This window comes from Romboutsia sp. LXY-2 (genome assembly GCF_056171995.1).
The window spans coordinates 859,997-878,844 of the sequence record NZ_JBKFGI010000001.1; the positions used below are offsets into that span (position 1 = coordinate 859,997).

The following is an 18,848-nucleotide window of genomic DNA, read 5'->3' on the forward strand; positions in this document are numbered from 1 at the left end:
TATTAAGGCAATTTTACAATAGTAAGAATTTGTACTAAAATATAGTAACTAAGGTAAGTTTAGTATATTAATAATTTGATTATAAAGGAGTTAGATCGGACAATTATGAATATAGCAATCTTAAAAAATGAAAAAAATTATTTGATACTTAATTCTAGCTACAAAATACATATTGATCACCTAAAAACAAAAGAAACCAAACTAAAAATTTGTAGACTATATTCTAATGCAAGGTGTTAAAATGATAATTAATAATATAGTTTGGATATTTTTTATCTTTCTAGAATTCATTTTAACATTACGCTTTTGTGAGAAAGTATATACACGAGAAAATGTAAGACGTTTTTCATGGCTTTTATTTGTTTCCATTACATTTTGTAATTATCTTACCATGATGCGCTATGGTATAAATTATATTTTATTAGTAGAATTAATTTTATTAACAATAACACTAGTAATTCCATTTTTAATAGAACCTAAAAGCTATTGTAAAAATGTATTTGTATCAGTAATATATTCAACTGGTATGTTTTTAGTATCAAACTTATCAGTATTTGTATGGATAACGTTATTTGACGTTCCAATAAATAATTTCATATTATTTATTATTATAGAGATACTTAAATTGATCTATATCTTTATGTTAATAAATGTAGCATCTCATATCAATTATATACCAAATAAAATATTATCCTTAATTACCTTACTATGTCTTGTAATAAGAGCTTTAATTTTAATATTAATGGCTTTTGTGAATAAATATAGTGAAAATTTAGGTTATACACTACTTTTCATTGCATTTATATTATTTATGGTATATCTACTTATAATGCTGATAATAATTAGGTTTTCAACTTACTTGGAGAAGTACTCTAAAAATTCACTTGAGAATGATAAATTCAGATATCTAGCCCAATATAGTGATACAGCCTTAAACGCCTTCGAGAATGTTAAATATTGGAATCACGATTTAAGAAATCATATGAGTATAATACTAAGCTTATTAGAATCCCAATCAGAGAAAGAAATAAGAAAATATATAAATGAATTGAATATAGAAACAAGCAAATTAGAAGGTGTAGTATATACAAACAACCTTATATTAGATTGTCTGTTAGATTCTAAGATTAACTATGCAAAAAAACAAAATATTACAGTTAATTTAGATATACATTTTAAACAACCCCTTTCTATGTATGAGCTAGATATAGTCACACTTATGTCTAATTTATTAGATAATGCAATAGAATCTTGTGAGCGAATTTCTAATGATAGATGGATTGATATTTATCTAAAAACGGAAAACAATAAATTTATTATCAAAATAAAAAATCCCACTGATGGAAATTTAGGAACATCTATTTTTAAAACTAGAAAAAAATCAGGCATTCATGGTATTGGTTTATTACAAATAGATAAAATAGTTACTAAATATAATGGACATGTAGATCGTAGCCATAATAATAATATTTTTAGTACAATTATATTGTTAATAAATAAGTCTTTATAATAAATTCTTTAAAATATCCCTTTATCATATTTTCTTTAAACTTAATATGTCATAAACATAATAATAGCCTTAACCATATAATCATAGTGACTAAGGCTATTATTTTTTTTACAATATTTATAATCAATACTTTGAATTTATATCATTACTAAATTTCTAATGCTATTTATATTATTCTAAATTTGAATGTAAAACTTTTTGTCAAATAAGTATCTAAAAAACTTAGATATGTTGGTATACATATTCTTAAAAATTTGTATAAACAATATCCTACAATAGCTATCAAGCACACAATAATAATTCTTAATATAATACTATCTACTTGAAAATCAAATGGCAAACTAGGAATTAATATTTTTAAAATTCCTAAAATACATGCTATAAAAAGAGTTAAATCTACTGCACATAATGATAAAATAACAAGCCCAATTGTTAATACCAAAGGCACTATGGCTACAATATTAAATATTCCTACTACAAGGTTGACACTTTTACATATCAAGTTATTCACTGACATGACAAACCTCACTATAAACATTGACCTCTTTCAAACTACTAAAAACCTTTTTAGACATAAGCGCTATTACTCCAGAAACTAAAACAGCCCCAAATATAATTATGTGTGTATCATTTTTAAGTGATTCAAATAAATATCCATATATAATTTGACCAATCGGTGGAGAGCACATTGTCATTGCCATACAAAATGAAATAACTTTTCCAGTAAGGTTGGTCGGTGTTTCACTTTGAATAAAAGTTAAAATTTGAATACTAAATAAAGTAGACATAGCCATAATTACAAAACAACAAATAGTAATTACAACATAAGAAATCATTGAATCTACATTAAACATAAGTACAAGACCTATTGGCATCAAGCCTAATATAGCAAGTAATAGCATTATATGGCTATGGTAAATCTTAACTTTATTTACCAAAACCCCTGTCATAATTCCACCACATAGCCCCCCAAAAGCTAACATACCTTGAGTTATTCCATAAGCTTGACTTGACATGTTTAATATTTGAGTAATAATAACTGGAATACCAATCATTATTAAAGATGTTAAGACTAAATTAAAGCAAGAAATTATTATAATAGTTTTTAAAATTACTGGCTTATCCTTAAAGATAAAGCCTAAGCTAATTGAAAAATCTTCCTTTACAATAGAAAAAGCACTTGAAGTAGTTACTTCCTTTGTATAAGGTATTTTTATAAATATCTCCATAATAGCAGATACAAAAAAGCAAATTATACTAGCTATTAAAATAGGCATCAATCCATAAAAACCATATAAAATCCCACCTATTACAGGTCCTAATAATCCTGCCAATGAATTAACTTGATTTATAACAGCATTTCCAGGTAACAAATTATCTCTATCTACTAAAAGCGGTATGCTAGCTTGAACAGTAGGTTGATAAGCACCTTGTATTCCATACAAAATCATTAGTGTGATTATTAGCATAATTATCAAATTCAACTTTCCTATGGAAAATGCAAACACCGTAATCAATAAAGCCGTTAAAAAGTCTAAAATCACCATAATATTTCTTTTGTTTGCTCTATCAGCAATAATTCCTCCAAAAGGAGTTAGTGTTATCATTGGAATTAAAGAACAAGCAGACACTGCCCCAAATAAAGCTGCTGAATCTGTTGTATCCAAAAGATAAAGTGGTAATGCAAATCTTAAAATTGAATTTCCAAACAAGGAAATTATCTGACCTATTACCATTAAGGTAAAGTCTTTTCTAAAAAATTTTGTCTTGTTACTCATATTTAACCCCCATATATATTAATTATATTTTACATACATTCATTTGGTATGTATAAAACCAAAAATTAACTGCCACATTGGGCAGTATTTTTTATACTAACTTTTTACTTTCTTCCTTGTTCAATAAGCTCCCTATATTTTTCTAATACTTCAAAAACACTATCATCTAATACAGGTATACCTAAATCCTCGAATAGCTTTCTACAGAACATAAACTTATTCTTAAATTCTTCTTCTGTAACATGGAATATAGCTGGATTTATCCATATATTCATTAAAATCATAAAAGCTTCCGCAACCTCTTTTGGACTATCACTTACTATTGACCCATCTTCTATACCTTCTCTAATAATAGGCTCCATAAGATTAGGCACTATACTTTCAATAGTATTATAAAGTTGTTGAGTTAAGAATCTAGGATTCTTCATTAAATTTGGTGCTGCCGTAGCCAATTTTTCTTGACCAGGGTTTTTTAAAGAAATAAGTAATATTTTTTTAAGCTTCTCTATCCCTGTGTAAGAAGTAGATTCTTTTATATCTAAAATTTGACTATCTGATGAATCATAAAGTCTAGGTATAACAGCTTCTATTATTTCTTCTTTAGATTTAAAATGGTGATAAATAGCCCCTTTGCTTAAATCGCCTAGAGCATCTACTATATCCTGAATAGTAGTATTATCATATCCTTTTTCTAAAAACAGATCCATAGCTGCATCTATAATACGATTTATTGTAATCTCAGGATTTTTATTTCTTGCCATTACTATTCTCCTTTACATACTTTCGTTCGGTATGTATTAAGCATATCAACTAATTTTTTCCATGTCAACAAAAACTTAAAGCAATAATCTAAACATCCTAACCTATTTTTTTATTATTTTTAATATATATCCAACGCCCATACCTATAAAACTACATGCCGTAGCCCACATAAAATCACCAGTAATCATTCCTATGGCTGTTCCAATAATTAATCCGCCAACCATTAAATTAGTATCAAAATCATCATCGTCACTATCTTCTTCATCTTCGTGGTCTTTTTTATCAAGCTTTACATTATACCACTTCACATCATTATCTGATTTAACAGACCCATATATATTTTCTTCTTCAACATTGTTTTCATCTTTAATTTCATCCATATTTTTGACATCTTCAATATTATTTTCGCCCTCAATATTATCTTGACCAATTACTAAATCATCTAAAGTAACCTTAAATATATTCCTCAATAAAACCAAATTATCTATATCAGGATAAGCTCTATTAGATTCCCATTTTGATATAGCTTGTCTAGACACATTTAATTTTTGGGCAAGCTGTTCTTGTGATAAATTATTTTCTTTTCTTAAATTCTTTATCCTATCTCCTAAATTCAATATAATCACCTCTTTTCCTATTGTATAGATTTATCTATGTTATATCAATAATCACACAGTTGCACTTTGTAAACCACTGGTTGCGTTGCTGATTATACCTGTGTTTTTAATTATTATATCAAAAAAACCGCATCACTTAATAGTAATACGGTTCTTAATCTTCACTATTAATATTTGAGTCTCAATATCTCAAATATTGTTATTATATGAAATATATTCAACTTATTTTTTACTCAAATCTACCAACCATTCTTGTAATCAATAAACTTAGAAGTACCAGAATTATACTTATAATCCAAGGCATTAATCCAAATTCATTTACTAACAAGTTAACTCCTGAAACTACTATTAATCCATAGCTAATAGTAAGTAACAATGCACTTTTAGAAACCTTGCCTGACATAAGCATTCTTACACTTAAAGTAAGCATTCTTATGCCAACAAATGCCATAAGCACTCCTATAATATCTTGAATTATATAATAATAATGAAACTCCATATCTGATTACTCCTTTATTTATATAGCATCTTTAATATCGCTATTGCATTTAGCTTCTTCTTTTTTCTTAGCTTCCTTTAACTCTTCCTCTGTAAAAGTCTTCATATTAAATCCAGTCACACCATATATAAATGTTATTATTGGGTTTATCCAGCTTAAGAAACAATATGGAATAAACTCAAATGGGCTAACCCCTAAAGTTTGACTACAGAAGATTGCATTAGAGTTCCAAGGTATTAATGGAGCTCCAAGAGTTGCGGTATCTTGAATTATTCTTGCTAAGTTTTCTGGCTTTAACTTAAAGGTCTTGTATATTGGTGACATTATAGTACCAACAAACACATAAGTGAACATCATTGAAGAACTAAATGCATTTGCAAGATAACTTGCCACAAAAGTAGTCGTAACTAACTTAGCTCTAGAATTTCCTATTTTGCTTAGCATAGGCTCAAGTAATACTTCTAAAAAACCTGTTTTTTGTAGTATCCCAGCTATAACGAAAACTACAAATACTAATAATACAGTTTCTGCCATACTCATTATACCACCACGATTTAAAAGTTGATCCGTATAAGAAAGACCTGTCTCTATAGAGAAACCATTAAGCATATAGTTAAATAAACTTGATAAACTTTCTCCCTCTTGAACAAATGCTACTACTGCCCCTAAAGTAGCTGAAGCTAATATAGAAACTATAGATGGCTTTTGTAATAATAATAAAACAAATAAGAATATTATTGGAATTATAGCAACAAAACCTATATTAAAGTTAGACTTTAAAACGTCCATAACTTGATTTATTTGATTATAATCAATAGTGTTGTTAGCGTACTTAAATCCTATAACTGTATATAATACCACACATATTATATAAGAAGGAATTGTAGACATCATCATATGCTTTATATGCGTTATAACATCAGTCTTACAAACTGCAGCTGCTAAGTTTGTTGAATCTGAAAGTGGAGATATCTTATCTCCAAAGAATGCGCCAGATATTATTGCCCCAGCAGTTAAACCACCTGGAACACCCATACTTGTACCTATACTCATTAAAGCTATACCTGAAGTTCCTAATGTTCCCCAAGAAGTTCCTGTAGCTATAGATGTTAATGAACATACTATTAGAGTTGTAACTAAAAAATACTTCGGTGTTATTATTGTAAGTCCACTATAAACTATAGTAGGTATTGTTCCTGCTGCTATCCAAGTAGCGATTAATACTCCAACAGAAAGTACTATTATATTAGATTGAAAAGCTCCTTTTCCCATTTCAAATCCTAATTCTTCAATTTCACTATTTGTATAACCCAGCTTCATTGCGGCAGGCACTACTATTAGCCATGATAATAAAAACATTGTTGTTATAGATGCGTCAAATACAACCATCCCAACAGTAGTTAAAGATATAATTGCAATCATTACTAAGGCTGCAAATTTAAATGTAGGTTTTCTTTTTTCCGTATTTTTACTCATTTTACTCCGTCCTTTTGATATCACTTATTTTTAATCATTCGTATAACGTTTTCATACTTAAATATAAATATTCTAATGCTTTTTATAGTCTAGCTTAATTATTACCTTTAAGCTAGACTACAATAATTATCCTACTATAGCTTTTTTAATCCTCTCAAGTCCGTCTTCTACCATTGTTCTTGGACAAGCTAGATTTATTCTTTGGTACCCTTTTCCACCTATACCGAAAGAGTCTCCACTATTTAAAGCTACCTTACCTTTTTCTACTAAAGCATTAACAACTTCTTCATCACTAAGTCCTGTATTACTAAAGTCTACCCATAATAAATAAGTTCCTTCTGGCTTTCTAACTTTTAAAGATGGTATATTTTCATTTATATAATTTATAGCAAAATCTATGTTTCCTTCTAAATATTCAAGGTACTCTTCTAACCACTCTTCCCCTTGATTGTAAGCAGCTTCTGTTGCTACTAAACTAAATGAGTTGTTTCTTCTTATATCTAGTCTTATGAAAGCATCGTCTAATATTTTGTAATGTTCTTCATTCGGTAATATAACTTGAGATGTTTGAAGTCCAGCGATGTTAAATGTTTTAGTTGGGGCCATACAAGTTATACTGTTTTTTGCAAACTCTTCACTTATTGATCCAAATGGAGTATGCTTATAATTTTTTAGTATTATATCACTGTGTATTTCATCAGATACTACTAATACATTGTGCTTTAAACATATATCTCCTAATTTTTTAAGTTCTTCCTTTGTCCAAACTCTACCAACTGGGTTGTGTGGGTTACAAAGTATAAACATTTTTACATCTTTGATTTTTTCTTCTATATCTTCATAATCCATTACATAGTTTCCATCTTCTAGCTTAACCAATTGGCTTATTACAAGCTCTCTTTTGTTTTGTTTTACAACACTATTAAATGGACTATATACTGGTTCTTGTATCATTATCTTGTCATTTTCATTAGTAATTTCATTTATTAATATACTTATAGTTGGAATAACTCCTGGGCTAAATACTAACCACTCTGGCTTTATTTCCCATCCATATCTTCTCTTCACCCAATTGCAAATTGACTCATTATATGATGCAGGTCTTGTTGTATATCCATAAATACCTTGGTCTAATCTAGACTTAAGTGCATCTATTATACATGGTGCAGCTTTAAAATCCATATCTGCTACCCACATAGGTAAAAGGCCGTTAGTACCATATTTTTTGTTCATTTCAGACCACTTAGCTGAGAAATTGTCGCTTCTGTCAATTACAGTATCAAAATTGTAATGCATAATAATATACCTCCATGTTTTTTTAATTCTATAATGTTATAAAGCAACATACGTGCCAAATGTTATTTTCTTTCTTCTGCTATCTCCTAAAACATTGAAATATACATAAATATTTTTATTTTTTAATAATAATAAACAAGATTTTTTCTACCCTAAAAATTATCCCACTATTTTTTTCCTTATATATTTAACCCACAAACAAAATAAACAGGCTTAACGGTAATACCATTTAACCCGTTAATCCCGTTTATTAATTTCATTTTGTTTAATTCATTTTTTAACTTTCATTAAATCTATTTTCTAAAATTTATATTTGATATTTTTTATATTCTTTTAAAAATAATCTTCCTTTTTCCGTAACTATTGAGCCTCCTCTACCAGATAAGACTTTTACAAAATCTTTTTCTTGAAGCTCAAGGAGAATACTTCTTATTTGTTGTTCACCTAAAAACAATTCTTCTTTTAAAGCATATTCATGTAATCTTCTTCTACCTATTCTTTGTTTTAAATCAAAAGCTTCAATCATTTTTTCTAATACAAAAATATAATCTTCTAAGTCTCTCTTAAAACCTAACCTATAAATGTTTCTCTCTATCTCCTTTTTTTCCTCATTACATCTCTTGTACTCTTGTTCTCTTAAAGTTTCTCTTATATCAATATATTTTTGATCTTTTCTTTTTTCTTTTACGCTTCTTTCTTTCAAGGTTTCTCCTGCATTAACATATCCTACTTCTTCTACATTTATATCTTCGTACTCTATATTCTTTAAATTTTTATAAGTTCCATTCTGAGCTTCGATAGGCTCTAATATATATTCAGGCAAATCCTCTATCTTTATTACGTCCTTATCAATATAAGAAAAATATTCAGCTATATTTCTTAATTCTCTTATATTACCTTCCCAACTATAATTTTTAAATACTTCTATAACCTCATTAGAAAGAGTAAAATTAGCATCTAAATTTTTCTTAAAAGACTCAAATATTAAAAACAAATCCTCTATACGATCTCTTAAAGGACTAATATTTAATGGCAATACATTTAATCTATAAAACAAATCTTGTCTAAACTTTTTTTCCTTTACTAATTGTTTTAAATCCCTATTTGTTGCAGCAATTATTCTTATATCCAAATCAATAACCTTATCAGAACCAACCCTTCTTACTTCTCTTTCTTGTATTACTCTAAGAAGACTTGCTTGAGAATTCAAATCCATTTCTCCAATTTCATCTAAAAATATTGTACCCTGATTAGCCAGTTCAAATATACCTTTTTTCCCTCCTTTCTTAGCTCCTGTAAAGGCACCTTCTTCATATCCAAAAAGCTCACTTTGAAGTAATCCTTCTTGGAAAGTACTACAGTTTACAGCCACAAAAGGACCTCTTTCTCTTGAAGAAGCACTGTGTATAGACTGAGCAAAAAGTTCTTTTCCTGTACCACTTTCACCTATTATTAATATTGATGAATTTGATTGAGCCATCTTGTAAGCTATTTTTTTAGTATTTAATATTTTCTCACTACAACCTATAATATCATCTAAATTATACTTGCTTACATTTCCCGATTTCATAAGTTCAGCTCTTAGTTTTGCTTGTTTTTTCTCAGCTTCATAAAACTTGACAAGCTTTATTATAAATCCACTAAAGGAGTTAGTGTCTGTATATTTAATCTCAAAATTTATATCAATGTTATTTACTTTAACAAGTTTTTGCAGAATCGAATTTTCTTTATTTTTTAATTGGCTGAAATCAAAAGACTTTATATAATCACCAATATATTTTCCTATCATTTCGTCATCATTTATACTAAGTATTTCTCTTGCAGAGTGAGTATAAAATTGTACTATTCCATCTTCACTTACACATACCAGCCCTTCATCTATTGAAGATAATAAAAGCTCAAATATACTTTCTAACTTACTTTGGCTAACCAAAAGCTTTCTCGCTATATAACTAGTTGGAACAATTTTATCAGTAAACTTTTGAAGTAAATCTTCTTTTATTAAATGTTCCAAGTTTAGTTTTATTGCTATATCTGAGATACATCCTAAGTCTATTGTTCTATATCCAAGATCTATTATTTCACAGTTATAAGACTCTATTAAAATTTCTTCACCTGGAGTTAAAATCACAGAATCAGGTAATATATTATCTGAACCTGGATAGCTTGGTATAAGGTTTTGTTTATTAAATCCTAGTCTACGTATTATGGTTATAGTCTCAAGTGCCATAGCTTTAGTTAGATTATACACAAATGTTTTTTCATTTTTATCTATATTTGATAGCTTCTTAAAGCTTGATTTTTCAAAGGTTAATCTAGGAATTATTATTTGTGAGTCCTTTGCACAGATTGATGAAATCTCATCATACTTTAACTTAACTGAAAGAACTATTAGCTTTTCCTTAAAATACGTAATATTCCCTTCTTCATAAGAATACAGATATATCTTTATGTTATTTCCTAAAAAATCTCTTATTTGATTTGCATAAGCCTTTGCTGCATCTTTTTTTAGTGTAATTATAGCTAGTTCTCTTGTCTCCATGGTTGCTCCTTATAACCCATTAATTTTGTACAGATGATTATATCAACATTTTATCTCAAAATCAAAGTCAGCATATCACTTTATCATATTTTTATAATAAATAAGCCACTTTTTTATTAAAAAAGTGGCTTATCTACATGATTGATATTAAATTAATAGCACTATGTATTTTTCTAAGTTTGACTATTAGGCTAGTTACTATTTTTTTAAAACAGCTATAGCTTCTATTTCACAAAGTACTCCTTTTGGTAATTCTCTTACTGCTGCACAGCTACGAGCTGGATTAGATGTAAAGTATTTTGCATATACTTCGTTAAATGCTGCAAAGTCTGACATAGTTGCTAAGAAGCAAGTAGTTTTGAATACATTATCTAAACTAGCTCCCGCTGCTTCTAATATAGCTTTAACATTTTTACAGCTTTCTTCTGCTTGTAGTGTTATACCTTCAGGTACAGTTCCATTTTCTGCATTTACAGGTATTTGTCCTGATGTAAATATAAAATCTCCTATTTGATATCCTTGAGAGTAAGGTCCTATTGCTCCTGGTGCTTTTGTTGTTTCAAGTACTTTCATGATAAAATATCCTTCCTTTTGTAATAATAATTTGAACTTGTCTGATACAATCAGATTATTATTTTTATTAAAGCAATATTTATGCCAATTTTATTGAAAGTTTATTTTCAGGCTGAAAGTGTTTATATTACTTCACTTGAAGATTTTATATATTACAAGCTTTTATTTCCTTAATCTGTTTATTGTTTAAATAGGTTAAATTGTACATACCATTTATCCTTTTATATGAAATATCATTTATTTGTGATAGTTTTTTTCATTTTATTATAAAAAACAATACCTACAATTAAGTATGATAAAAATACACTGTTTATAAATGTAACCACTATTCTCCCAAGACCAACGTATCCTTTGGTCTTTAAGAAAATACTAATAGCTAATACCATAATCATAACTGCAACAAATACTATACTTAAACAAACCCTCTTTTTATTCATCTTTAAGTAATATGATTTTTTTCCAACATCTCTATTTTTATAAATATAAATAAAAATAACTAAAAATCCAATCATAGTACTACCATGCTGAAGTATTTTATAAACTGGAATACTCATACCAAATAAAACAATACTACTTCTTAAAAAATCAATATTCTCCACAAAAAATCCACTACTATGAGTAAATGTATCCCAAAACACATGTGTAGCCATTCCAACTAAACATGAGTATGTAAACTTCAAAATATCATTTTTATTTCTAGTCATATACATATATCTTTCTGATATAAACCTAGGTAAAGTAAATATAAACAACTCTTGTATATATTTATAAAACAAATAATTTAATAAAAAACACATTGGTAAGTTAAATAATATGGACCCCCATAATGTATGCCCCAAATTACTGCTTGGACTAAATAATACAAAATATATTATATCTGGAGCCATTGCCCCTAGTATTAAACCACTCAAATTAAAGTATTTACTTTTTAAAGGCAACACAATAGATGGATGCGCAAATGTAAATGGCATAACTTATTCTCCTCTCATAAATCTGTTATAATTATTAACTGTTGTATGATACTAACCACTGTTTAAAAATAAATAGTGGTTAGTATCATACAACAGTTAGTATTCTAATTATAACATGACCAATCACATAATCCATCAATAATAAATTGATTATACCTAACAACCTATTGAATTGAAATATATTCCTTTATGTATGAATACATCTGGTCTCCTAATTCTATGTAATAATATGTAGAAGTCAAATAATCCGACTCAAATAATTTTTTTGAATCTGCATTATCTGCTTTTAATTGCTTAATTAAGTTTTGTTGATGTCTTAATGATATTATATAGCTATCAACTATAAATTGAATTTCCTCAGAGAAATATAAATCCGCAAATGAATTCTTGTAAAAAGCTCTATGCCTTTCTAATGCAGCTCTTACATCATTAAGTTCTATTAAATTATTTTGTATATATAATTCTATATTATTTAATTTATCAACACTTGCATCAGCCGTTGTATTTACTGTACTCATATTTTTCCTAATTCTAGCTATTTCATCTACCTGCATCATCAAATCTGATTTTCCTTTTAGATTTTCTACTTTAATAAATTTATTCAATTTATAATAAAATTCTCAACCTTAATATAGAACATATGTTTCATTTTCTTGAATATTGTGCTATAGTATTTTTAGATAGAAAAATATTTAACACATAAAAATGCAAATCTATATACTTAATTTATATTTTGAAAGGTGATGATTCTTATTAAAATACTAGCTAAAGAAATAGATGTAATCTCAGTTACAGACAAACTTGGCAACATAAAACCTCTAAGGTTTAAGCTAAACAACAATGTTATAAAAGTAGATAAAGTAGTGGATACTAAAGAAACTAATTTTGCAGGTCAAAATGCCTACGTTTATAGATGCCAATCATGGATTGATGACCATGAAAAAGTCTATGAACTTAGATACGATAAAAAAACATGTAAATGGGTCTTATACAAAATGTAGTAATAATCAGTACATTGACATCAAATGTTTCACATTAGTTGCGCATAGATTGTGATGTATTATATATTCCTTGTACTAAAAAAGTAGTAAGCTTTTAACTTACTACTTTTTCATACATATAAAGTATTACTTGATTAAGGTAAACATTGCTAATAGGTAAATCTATAACAGCAATTTTCACCTTCTTCTTTATTCTTATGTAGTTCTTTTTCCCTAAAACATTCTTAACCATGATACTTCTATATTCCAAATTAACTTAATTCAACTCTATAGTAGCTATTAATATATGTCATTATCTGATCTCCCAAAGCAACATAATAATATATATGACCTAGGTGCTCAGAATAAAATAAAGAATTCGCCTCTCTCTCATCAGCTACAAGTAACTCTATTAAATTCAACTGTTCTTCCAAACTTATTTTGTAGTTTGAAATAGTAAGGTTTACTTGTTCTATAAAAAGCACATCTGATTTTGAATCTTTGTACTGTCTTTTTAGTTCATTTAATTGCATTTGAATATTTTTAAATTCACTCATATGAAAGTTGATTTCTTTATTTAGCCTAAGAGCATTATTTTTCCCTGTTATTGTATTAATATTTATAGCGTAAAGGTTATTCCTAATTCTATTTATATCAGATAAAATCTTATTATAATCATCTTTTCCCTTTAAGTTCTTAGACATAGGTGCCACATTTTCACTATAATGATCTATTTCATAAGCATTACTCATTGTAGGTGATAAAAAACATGAAATAATAATAATAATAGCAATATAAATACTTTTCCTTTTCATAAAGAATCCTCCTTACCTTAATAATAATAAGTTTACCTACTTAAAGACTTTATATTCACAATAAACCTTTTTATCTAAAGTAAGGAAGGATATTATTTTTCCATAAATTTTATATTAAATCATTTGCATAATCTTTTATTGGAGCTTTAACTAATAATCTAATACCCAAAACACTAAATGCAATTATTGCAACAACTTTAAATCCTATATATATACCTTGATTAGTTATTACAAAAAGTATTGGACCAACTATAGAATCTAAGATTTGTTCCATTTTTTCAGGATTTCTCATCCCAAAATTAACACCATATGCTGTAAATGCAACAGGAATTATAACAAATAAAAGCACGCTAGTTTTAACCTTAAGTCTATACCAAATAGCTCCTACCCCAAAGGCTAAAGAAAATATTGCCATATTACCAGTTATTCTACTAATAATGTTAGTAGCTAGTTGCAATCTCCCCATTTGAATCCATAACATCTCCGAATAAATTTTTACAGGCATACCAGTCCATGCTTCTAAAATTACTTTACACAACAAATCAAATACACTACTAAATAAGCCTAACCCTACTGCTAATATTACTCCCCATAAAATGGCAGATTTTAAATATCCTACTCTATCTGCTTTTATACTCATAGTAGATGCAAATAATGAGAATGAATAAAAGAATCCAACTCCTACGCAGACCATTCCACCAACTACACTACACTGGCTTACAAAATTAATCACACCATCTTGAATATGTGGACTTTGAACTGTTCCAAAAATTGATAGAGCTGTGTTTACACATAACATGGTCAAAAATATAGCCACCATCTTCATATTCATATCTTTAAGGTATTTAAAATAAGGCTTATAATTACTCATACAAACTCTCCTCTTTCTTATTAATATTTACAAACAAATCTTCTAGCTTCATATTTTCTAAATCAATATCTAACTTATCTATTAAATATAAATCATTATCACAAATCTCACCGTAGTAATAATACATTTGGGTATTCCCAAAGTCCTTAATTGGTTTTAGATTCCTTAAAATACTAAGTTTACTAAGCTCATCCTTATGTCCGCTTATATAATAAGACTTTTGATTCACCTCTTCTATATAATCATCAATAACCACATTACCATCTTTAATAACTACAACCTTTTCAAGTATTTCTTCAATATCATTTATATGATGTGTAGAAATTATTATAGTTCTATTTTCCTTCATATAGCTTTCTAATAATATACTATAAAATTCTTTTCTATTAACAGCATCTAACCCAACAGTAGGTTCATCAAATATTGTAATAGGTGCATTGGAACAAATTCCTATAATATTAGATACTGAGGTCTTCATCCCTCTTGATAACTTTCTATATTTTAATTTTGGGCTTATCTCAAATAACTTACAAAGCTTATCTTGAAGTTTGTAATCATAGTTTGGAAAGAAATATGAATATGATTTAAGTACTTCCTTTACTTTCACCTCTGTGTTTGTATTTGTTATTATTTCCTTTTCTCTTACTACACAAATATTATCTATTACACTAATATCTTCTTTCGGAGATTTTCCCATTATTTTTATATCACCATCTTTTGCTATTAGCTGATGAGCAATCATATTTATTAGCGTAGTCTTACCTGCTCCATTTTTTCCTAATAACCCGTATATTTTGTTTTTTTCAAAATTTAAAGAAAGATTATCGCAAACTACTTTATCTTTAAACCTTTGATTTAAGTTTTTAATTTCTATTGCATAATCCATTATCTCACCCCTAATATTTTTTTATCATATCTATTAACTCTTCTTTACATATAGAAAGCTTACCAGCCTCTTGTATAAGCTCTTTTACATAGATATTTTTAAAGTTTTCTTTTCTCGCTCCCTTAATTGTTTCTTTCGCTCCTTTACTTACAAACATACCTATTCCTCTTTTCTTATAAAGTATATTTTGGTCAACCAATATGTTTATCCCCTTCAGTACTGTAGCCGGATTTATCTTATATAGCTTTGACAGCTCTGTTGTTGAAGGTATTTGATCTTCTTCTCCAATTCCATCTGATAAAATTTCATCTTCAATGGCTTTTGCTATTTGTATAAATATAGGCTCATTATCACTTAAGATTAATTTCAAAGAAACACCTCCTCACTTCGATGGTTAATCACTCAAGTAACTAACCTTATGTTATATATTATGTATCACATTCCAAAAATTTACAACTATTTTTTGTATTTTTTAATTAATTTTTTCGACTATATGCAACTGCACTTATAAAAAAATGAAAACAAGCCTGTATCTTAAACTTAATTTTAATACACAGGCTTATTTTTAATTTTTAAAATCGCTAAATGTATAATCCCGCAAAAAGGTGATTTCTGTTTTGTAGAAATCACCTTTAACTTATTCTTTAGTTATAAACCACTTTATCTAATTTATATTACCAAATACAATCGCAGTCGTCTTCGTCTTCCCAATGTTTTTTACATCCGCAGTCATCTTCATCTTCATGATCGCAACTTGGCTTTGGAACTAATATAGGGCAGCTTCCACTACCTGATTCTTTTAAGCACTTAACTGAGTTTCTAAATGCATGCTCTAGGCATTCTATTATATCATTAATTTGCCCTTGAGTAATTAATGCATCTTCTACAGCTTCTTCTGCTTTTACTAAATAAGGATTTTCTTCGTCGTTTATTTCATCAATTACACCTTGAAGTGCATTTTCTGCTGTTTCAAGTCCTCTTCTTAATCCATCTAATGCATTAGCTATAGCTTGTAACTCTGGTTTTATATTATTATTTAAATCTTCAGCTGCTAAAACTTGATTTTCTTGAGCTGTAGTTAATTCGTCTTCTAATCTATCTACTTTATCTTCTAATGCTTCAATTAATTCATTAGTCTTACAGATATATTTATTACATTTTTTTGATCCACCTTTAGATTCTTTGCATTTATAATATACTACTTCTTGCTCTTTATGGCATGAACAAGAACTAGGTTTATGTTTGCACCAGTAACCATTTGAGCTTTGATTTTTACAAGACATATATCATTACCATCCTTTTAATATTTATACTAGAGGATTTTACCTCTGTAATATAAAATATGCCAAATTTCGACTTTTGTTACCATTTTATCATAAAGTTATTATTTTTCTTATGTCTTAACTTACTAAAATATGTTCACACTACCTGTACTTTTAAAGATAATGATTGTAAGAGAGTGTCTCTAACTGTTGACTCTTCAATAGAGGATGTTACTTAAGAAGAAATACATACTGTTATGAACTTTATAATTGAGAAGGATATCTTCTCTCCTGGTGGCAATAAATTAGAAGAATTATTAGAAGCTAAAGTAGTTGAAAGTAACACTACTCTTCACGATTTAGTATTGTAATCCTATAATTTTTATCTATAGAGGTGATATTTAATGGATAGTAATATACAAAGTCTTATTGCCAATGTTGATTTTCCTATTACCTTATCTATGTATCTTTTAGTTAGAATTTAGGGGAAATTAAGCAAGTTAACAGACAGTATAAATGAACTGCCTAAAAATATTGTTAATATAAAATAATTTATTACAAATAGAAAAAGAGTATATTTTGTGTTTTTTAAGACACAAAACATACTCTTTTTTATTAGCCTATTAGCATAAATATGAAGTGAGCCGAAGCCCCTGCACATATTCCACCTATTGTATGTGATATTATAGCTTTACTTGTAAGTGCTCTTGCATTTAATGCATCCATCATACCTACATGTGTACTTAAATATCCACTCCAACACATACCCATAGCTGTAAATACTGCTATATCATTAGGAGTTATTACACCATCAGTTATAAATTGTGGTACTAAAGACATTGCAGCTCCAACAGCTCCTAAAGATGTTATTGGGAATGCAATAGCTTCTGGTGATGTAAATCCAAATAAAGGTTCTAATATAAAGCTTAACTTTTCACCTATAACAGGAAGTAATGCAATACCTTCGTATGCTGCTCCTGTGTATACTGCTTGTCCTGTTGCTGGATCAGTAGATGGACCAAAAGTAAGTAACATAACTAATGTACAAACGATTAAAACACCTGGTATAATAGCAAGACCTAAATCAACACCACTTTTTCCACCTTCTAACATTGCATCTAGAACTCTTTGGAATAAGTTACCTTCTCTTATTTCTCTATATTCATCAGCTTTGCTTGATTTTTCATTTTTAACTTCTAACTTAACATCATAGTTATAATATTTTTTAGTGAAATGTAACATTATTCTAACACTGACTATACTTCCTACGATTGCTCCTACATTTCCTATGATTGCTGGTAATACATATTCTTGACCTTGTGATATCATGAATGTTGTTACTATAAGCCCCATACCAAAAGCAGTACCTAAGTTACATAATGCAGGTATTTCGTGCTTTTTAAAATATTTTGTAAATGATTTATCTTTACTAAAAGAAATTATAGCTGGGTTATCCGACAGGTAAGTTGCTAAAGCACCTGCAATACTTGCTCCCGGTAATCCATAAAGCGGTTTCATGAACATTGCAAATATCTTGTTTAATAATGATATAACTCCAAACTCAGAAAGTAGTGCACTTAATGCTCCGGCAAGAACAGCCATAGCCATTATTAAGAATACAGTGTTTAAAAGTAAATCATGTGCTGTATTCATTATTACTTTAAACATTACTCCAGCACCCATAACACTGCCTACATATCCAAATCCTAAGACTAAAACACCTAAGAATATAAATGTTTCCAGACTTACTGCTTTTACCTTATTCTTACCTTCTAATCTCTCTACACTTTCAATTTCTGTAATACGTTCTTGCATATAAACGCCCCCTTTGTTTTTTTATAAAGAATCTCTTTACTTATATGCACTTTACTTTACATAAAATTTTATTTGTTTATTATTATATACTAATTTTGATAATAAATAAACAAAAATTGTTAGCTTTCAAATTTTCGTATTATTCATATATTTCTCTATTTATGGAAAATTTTCACATATTAACTAAATCAATGA

The 18,848-nt window shown here is 28.1% G+C and carries 21 protein-coding genes; 4 read left to right on the forward strand and 17 right to left on the reverse strand.

The genetic code is table 11. The features are described from left to right. Window positions 1–391 precede the first annotated feature (391 nt). A complete protein-coding gene (locus ACI48P_RS04195; RefSeq protein WP_475213767.1) occupies window positions 392–1,510 on the forward strand; it encodes a sensor histidine kinase in 1,119 nt (372 codons plus the stop codon). Between the two features lie 166 nt (window positions 1,511–1,676). On the opposite strand, the gene ACI48P_RS04200 is transcribed toward ACI48P_RS04195, so the two are convergent. The 11 genes from ACI48P_RS04200 to ACI48P_RS04250 all read right to left on the reverse strand — a co-directional run bounded on the left by ACI48P_RS04200 (window position 1,677) and on the right by ACI48P_RS04250 (window position 12,629). Further along, window positions 1,677–2,027 carry a hypothetical protein gene (locus ACI48P_RS04200; RefSeq protein ID WP_475213769.1) on the reverse strand — a complete coding sequence of 117 codons (351 nt, stop codon included), beginning with the start codon at window positions 2,025–2,027 and terminating at the stop codon, window positions 1,677–1,679. Then, a complete protein-coding gene (locus ACI48P_RS04205) occupies window positions 2,014–3,288 on the reverse strand; it encodes an MFS transporter (RefSeq protein WP_475213770.1) in 1,275 nt (424 codons plus the stop codon). The genes ACI48P_RS04200 and ACI48P_RS04205 overlap by 14 nt, the downstream gene beginning before the upstream one ends. A 104-nt stretch (window positions 3,289–3,392) precedes the next feature. Beyond that, window positions 3,393–4,049 (reverse strand): TetR/AcrR family transcriptional regulator, encoded by a 657-nt coding sequence (locus ACI48P_RS04210; protein ID WP_475213772.1) that lies wholly within the window; start codon window positions 4,047–4,049, stop codon window positions 3,393–3,395. A gap of 102 nt (window positions 4,050–4,151) precedes the next feature. After that, window positions 4,152–4,667, reverse strand: coding sequence for a helix-turn-helix domain-containing protein (locus ACI48P_RS04215; protein ID WP_475213774.1), 516 nt, complete (start codon window positions 4,665–4,667; stop codon window positions 4,152–4,154). Between the two features lie 229 nt (window positions 4,668–4,896). Next, on the reverse strand, window positions 4,897–5,166 hold the full coding sequence (locus tag ACI48P_RS04220) for a hypothetical protein (protein WP_475213776.1): 270 nt from the start codon (window positions 5,164–5,166) through the stop codon (window positions 4,897–4,899). A gap of 18 nt (window positions 5,167–5,184) precedes the next feature. Next, window positions 5,185–6,642, reverse strand: coding sequence for a Na+/H+ antiporter NhaC (nhaC, locus tag ACI48P_RS04225; protein ID WP_475213778.1), 1,458 nt, complete (start codon window positions 6,640–6,642; stop codon window positions 5,185–5,187). A 126-nt stretch (window positions 6,643–6,768) separates the two neighbouring features. Then, complete coding sequence (locus tag ACI48P_RS04230; RefSeq protein ID WP_475213780.1) at window positions 6,769–7,938, reverse strand: MalY/PatB family protein; 1,170 nt, start codon at window positions 7,936–7,938, stop codon at window positions 6,769–6,771. A gap of 307 nt (window positions 7,939–8,245) precedes the next feature. Continuing rightward, window positions 8,246–10,480 carry a sigma-54 interaction domain-containing protein gene (locus ACI48P_RS04235; RefSeq protein ID WP_475213782.1) on the reverse strand — a complete coding sequence of 745 codons (2,235 nt, stop codon included), beginning with the start codon at window positions 10,478–10,480 and terminating at the stop codon, window positions 8,246–8,248. Window positions 10,481–10,678: 198 nt separating this feature from the next. Beyond that, the gene (locus ACI48P_RS04240) at window positions 10,679–11,053 is read right to left on the reverse strand and encodes a RidA family protein (RefSeq protein ID WP_475213784.1); all 375 of its coding nucleotides are present in this window, start codon (window positions 11,051–11,053) and stop codon (window positions 10,679–10,681) included. A gap of 233 nt (window positions 11,054–11,286) precedes the next feature. Next, entirely contained in the window at window positions 11,287–12,024 is a 738-nt protein-coding gene (locus tag ACI48P_RS04245; protein ID WP_475213786.1) for a DUF4184 family protein, read from the reverse strand. A 164-nt stretch (window positions 12,025–12,188) separates the two neighbouring features. Further along, window positions 12,189–12,629 carry a hypothetical protein gene (locus ACI48P_RS04250; RefSeq protein WP_475213788.1) on the reverse strand — a complete coding sequence of 147 codons (441 nt, stop codon included), beginning with the start codon at window positions 12,627–12,629 and terminating at the stop codon, window positions 12,189–12,191. 138 nt (window positions 12,630–12,767) lie between these two features. Between ACI48P_RS04250 and ACI48P_RS04255 the strand changes: the two genes are divergently transcribed. Beyond that, a complete protein-coding gene (locus tag ACI48P_RS04255) occupies window positions 12,768–13,025 on the forward strand; it encodes a hypothetical protein (RefSeq protein WP_475213790.1) in 258 nt (85 codons plus the stop codon). Window positions 13,026–13,276: 251 nt separating this feature from the next. On the opposite strand, the gene ACI48P_RS04260 is transcribed toward ACI48P_RS04255, so the two are convergent. The 5 genes from ACI48P_RS04260 to ACI48P_RS04280 form a co-directional block, all read right to left on the reverse strand. Next, window positions 13,277–13,819, reverse strand: coding sequence for a hypothetical protein (locus ACI48P_RS04260; RefSeq protein ID WP_475213791.1), 543 nt, complete (start codon window positions 13,817–13,819; stop codon window positions 13,277–13,279). Between the two features lie 109 nt (window positions 13,820–13,928). Further along, the gene (locus tag ACI48P_RS04265) at window positions 13,929–14,690 is read right to left on the reverse strand and encodes a hypothetical protein (protein ID WP_475213793.1); all 762 of its coding nucleotides are present in this window, start codon (window positions 14,688–14,690) and stop codon (window positions 13,929–13,931) included. Then, the gene (locus ACI48P_RS04270; protein ID WP_475213794.1) at window positions 14,683–15,576 is read right to left on the reverse strand and encodes an ATP-binding cassette domain-containing protein; all 894 of its coding nucleotides are present in this window, start codon (window positions 15,574–15,576) and stop codon (window positions 14,683–14,685) included. Before ACI48P_RS04270 ends, ACI48P_RS04265 begins: the two co-directional genes overlap by 8 nt. 10 nt (window positions 15,577–15,586) lie before the next feature. Further along, a complete protein-coding gene (locus tag ACI48P_RS04275; RefSeq protein WP_475213796.1) occupies window positions 15,587–15,946 on the reverse strand; it encodes a GntR family transcriptional regulator in 360 nt (119 codons plus the stop codon). Between the two features lie 304 nt (window positions 15,947–16,250). Continuing rightward, window positions 16,251–16,859: a zinc ribbon domain-containing protein gene (locus tag ACI48P_RS04280; protein ID WP_475213798.1), complete on the reverse strand. Its 609-nt coding sequence runs from the start codon at window positions 16,857–16,859 to the stop codon at window positions 16,251–16,253. A 224-nt stretch (window positions 16,860–17,083) separates the two neighbouring features. Between ACI48P_RS04280 and ACI48P_RS04285 the strand changes: the two genes are divergently transcribed. Together ACI48P_RS04285 and ACI48P_RS04290 are read left to right on the forward strand one after the other, a co-directional pair. After that, entirely contained in the window at window positions 17,084–17,209 is a 126-nt protein-coding gene (locus ACI48P_RS04285) for a DUF2922 domain-containing protein (RefSeq protein WP_475214149.1), read from the forward strand. A 33-nt stretch (window positions 17,210–17,242) separates the two neighbouring features. Next, window positions 17,243–17,323, forward strand: a complete 81-nt coding sequence (locus ACI48P_RS04290; RefSeq protein ID WP_475214150.1) for a YvrJ family protein — start codon at window positions 17,243–17,245, stop codon at window positions 17,321–17,323. Between the two features lie 130 nt (window positions 17,324–17,453). On the opposite strand, the gene ACI48P_RS04295 is transcribed toward ACI48P_RS04290, so the two are convergent. Beyond that, a complete protein-coding gene (locus ACI48P_RS04295; RefSeq protein WP_475213800.1) occupies window positions 17,454–18,653 on the reverse strand; it encodes a CD0519/CD1768 family membrane protein in 1,200 nt (399 codons plus the stop codon). Window positions 18,654–18,848 lie beyond the last annotated feature (195 nt).